The organism is Methylobacterium sp. P3_A11, assembly GCF_056403155.1.
This window is the reverse complement of the sequence record NZ_JBFUGA010000215.1, coordinates 1-3,029: the sequence shown is the minus strand read 5'-3', so window position 1 is coordinate 3,029 and position 3,029 is coordinate 1. Positions and strand designations below refer to the sequence as shown.

Annotated in this window: 5 protein-coding genes and 1 pseudogene; 4 read left to right on the top strand and 2 right to left on the bottom strand. The window is 64.4% G+C overall.

Annotated features, from left to right (window positions below):
- Together AC1DXK_RS30670 and AC1DXK_RS30665 are read right to left on the bottom strand one after the other, a co-directional pair.
- On the bottom strand, positions 1–173 hold a 173-nt coding region (locus tag AC1DXK_RS30670; RefSeq protein WP_477299682.1), incomplete at its 3' end, for a transposase.
- Between the two features lie 72 nt (positions 174–245).
- A pseudogene (locus AC1DXK_RS30665) lies at positions 246–428 on the bottom strand (hypothetical protein); the annotation flags it as partial.
- A gap of 465 nt (positions 429–893) precedes the next feature.
- On the opposite strand from AC1DXK_RS30665, the gene AC1DXK_RS30660 reads away from it, so the two are divergent.
- From AC1DXK_RS30660 to AC1DXK_RS30645, 4 genes are all read left to right on the top strand, one after another.
- A complete protein-coding gene (locus tag AC1DXK_RS30660) occupies positions 894–1,019 on the top strand; it encodes a hypothetical protein (RefSeq protein WP_457108449.1) in 126 nt (41 codons plus the stop codon).
- 3 nt (positions 1,020–1,022) lie between these two features.
- Positions 1,023–1,460 carry a hypothetical protein gene (locus tag AC1DXK_RS30655; protein ID WP_457108450.1) on the top strand — a complete coding sequence of 146 codons (438 nt, stop codon included), beginning with the start codon at positions 1,023–1,025 and terminating at the stop codon, positions 1,458–1,460.
- 95 nt (positions 1,461–1,555) lie between these two features.
- Positions 1,556–2,674 carry an efflux RND transporter periplasmic adaptor subunit gene (locus AC1DXK_RS30650; RefSeq protein ID WP_457108451.1) on the top strand — a complete coding sequence of 373 codons (1,119 nt, stop codon included), beginning with the start codon at positions 1,556–1,558 and terminating at the stop codon, positions 2,672–2,674.
- A gap of 4 nt (positions 2,675–2,678) precedes the next feature.
- The coding region (locus AC1DXK_RS30645; RefSeq protein ID WP_477299681.1) for an efflux RND transporter permease subunit at positions 2,679–3,029 on the top strand (351 nt) is incomplete at its 3' end.

Sequence of the window (3,029 nt, the reverse complement as noted above, 5' to 3'; positions counted from 1 at the left end):
GTCTTCGGTCCCATCGCCGCGTCATGCACGAAGGCTCGCTTACGCCACTTCGCGACTGTCTTGGGGTTCAGTCCATGCTGGGCGGCAAGATCTTTGAGCGGAGCTTTCGATCGCTGTAGCGTTGCTCTGACCGCGTGCGTGGTCGTGGCGCAGCCGTGAAGAACCTGTCCCATAACGCCTCCCGGTGTGCGGCGGTTACAGCTAAATTGATGCCACCACACCGCGGGACTGCACACCTAGCCACCGCCGTAACGGCCGACACCACCTCGGTAGGCGTGACGGCCATGGTAACCACCGCGGAAGCCCGCGACCCCACCGCCATGAAAGCCGCCGGCCCGGAAGCCACCGCCGCGAAAGCCGCGCGCCTCAGCAGCGGCGCTGGTGAGGATCAGCGCGGCGGCGGAGGCAGTGATGGTGAAGCGCTTCATGGGATAGCCTCCTCCATGTTTACGGAACGTCCAGCACAGCTTGGTCGCAGGCCAGAGCAGAAAATATTCGTCAGCCGTTCAACCAGTTCGATTCGAATTGTAGTCTCGGTTCGCCCCATGGACTTGATCGAAAGGGACAGTTGCGGGTGTTCCAGTACAGAGTCGCTCATTGTCGCTCACTGCGTCAAATTGAATAGTGATCTAAACTCCACGTCGCTCGAAACCGAATCCCGGAATGTTAGCGCAACAAAACAAATATAATCTTAAAATCAATGCCCATGGCTTAATATAATACAATAATATTTTGGAATCATATCGACTAATTTAATGTATTGCCAATCTGATGGACTGAAGTGACGTCCTGCTGCGCGATCGCGCGGGACAAGCGGCTCTGAATTGCAATGCGTCGCCGCATCGGTGGTTCTTGCAATCGGGCGACCTTTCCAGGTCAGGCAGGAGGGCAGGATGATGCGCACGCCCACTGGTTCGACGGTCGGCCGCAGCGCCGCGTCGGCGGCCACCTGGCGACACCTTGGACGCCGCCTGCACGGAGAGGCGAAACGCATCGCCGCGATCTTCGCCTATCTCTGAATCGTGTTCGGGGTTTTGGTGCTCCACGAGGCGGTGGTGCTATCGCGGCACGGCCTGAGCTCCCACTTCTACGGCCTCGCCTTCGTCAATGCCTGGATCCTGGCCAAGGTGATGCTTGTGGCGGAGGGGCTCGACGCCCGTCCGCACTTCCAGGGCCGGCCGTTGGCCCTGCCCATCGCGCTACGGTCTGCCGGTTTTGCCGTGCTTCTGGTCTGCGCCTACGCCGTGGAAGAGACCTTGATCAACCTCTGGAAAGGGCACAGGCTGGTCGAAGCCCTGCCAGCGGTCGGCGGCGGCGTGCGCGGCCTCGCGGTCATGACGGTGATCATGGCCATCGCGCTCGTACCCTACTTTGCGTGGCGTGAGCTTGGCCGCGTGCTCGGCCGCGAAAAGCTGAAGGCGCTGATGCTCTCGAGCCACGAGGTATCACCCGGGACCTGATCGTTCCGAGTGGGACGGCCAACTGTCCCGTCCGATCAAGCCGGGCAGACGCAATCTGCAAGAATGAGGGGAGATTTTTCGGACGAGGGACGGTCATGTTCCGCTGGTCTCGTTGTCTCTTCATCCTCGCTCTGCTGACCGCAGGATCGCATTCCGCCGACGCGGAGACGGCTCCCGCCGCAGCCCTCCCGGTCGGCACCGTCGCCGCGCAGAAGAAGGCCATCGACACGGCGCTCGACTTTGTCGGCCGGGTGGAGGCCGTGAGCCGCGTCGAGGTGCGGGCGCGAGTCACAGGGTACCTCGACGCGGTCCTGTTCAAGGAGGGCGAACTCGTGCGAGACGGCGCTCCCCTCTACCGGATCGAGCCGGACCTCTTCGAAGCCGCCGTGCGTCAAGCGGAGGGGGCGCTGGAGCGTACTCGCGCGGCCGAGACGCTCGCGGCGATCCAACTCCAGCGCGCGCAGGATCTCCTCGACCGCAACTCCGGCACCGTGGTCGCGCGGGACCAGGCGCGCGCGGCCCTCGAACAGTCGCAAGGCGCGGTGATGGGCGACGAGGCGAGCCTGAAAACGGCGCAGATCAACCTCGCCTACACGAAGATCCTGTCCCCGATCGCCGGTCGTATCGGGCGGACCAGCGTCACGAAGGGCAACGTGGTCGGACCGGACAGCGGGGTGCTCACCTCCATCGTGAGCCAGGATCCGATGTACGTCTCCTTCCCGGTCAGCCAGCGCGAGTTTCTCCGGGTGCAGCAGGGCGGTGCTCCACTGGACCGGAGCAAGATCGCCGTACAGATCCTGTTTTCCGATGGCTCGGCATACGACCAGATCGGCCGGGTCAACTTCGTGAACATCAGCGTCGACCGCGCCACCGACACGGTGCTGGTGCGCGCCAGTATGCCGAACCCCGCCGGCACCCTGCGGGACGGCCAGCTCGTCAAGGTCGCGCTGCAGACCGGGGCGCCGGTGGAGAAGGTGGTGGTGCCCCAGGCTGCCCTCATCGCCGACCAGGGCGGCGTCTACGTCTTCGTCGTCGAGGACGGGCGGGCCGTGATCCGGCGGGTCAAGCTGGGCTCCGGCGGCACCGGACCGGATGCCATCGTCGACGAGGGCCTGTCCGGCGGCGAACTGGTCATCGTCGAGGGCCTGCAGCGGGTGCGGCCCGGGATCGCCGTGCGGGCGAACCCGATCGCCCAGTCGGCAAGCGGGATCTGAGGCCATGCTGTCCGCGATCTTCGTCGACCGCCCGCGCCTAGCAATCGTCATCGCGATCGTCACGTCGATCGCCGGTGCCCTGGCGCTGTTCACCATTCCGGTGGCGCAATACCCCGACATCGTGCCGCCTCAGGTCTCGGTGACGACGATGTATCCCGGCGCCTCGGCCGAGGTGGTGGAATCCACGGTCGCACAGCCCATCGAGTCGCAGGTCGTGGGCGTCGACAAGCTGCTCTACATGAAGAGCGTCAGCGGCAACGACGGCAGCTACACGCTCACCGGATCCTTCGAACTCGGCACCGATCCGGACATCAACGCCGTCAACGTCAACAACCGGGTCCAGATCGCCCCGCCC

What these genes read in the sequence shown, in the direction of transcription:
- AC1DXK_RS30660 (WP_457108449.1), top strand. Translation starts at nt 894, where the DNA reads ATGATGCGCACGCCCACTGGTTCGACGGTCGGCCGCAGCGCCGCGTCG.
- AC1DXK_RS30650 (WP_457108451.1), top strand. Translation starts at nt 1,556, where the DNA reads ATGTTCCGCTGGTCTCGTTGTCTCTTCATCCTCGCTCTGCTGACCGCA.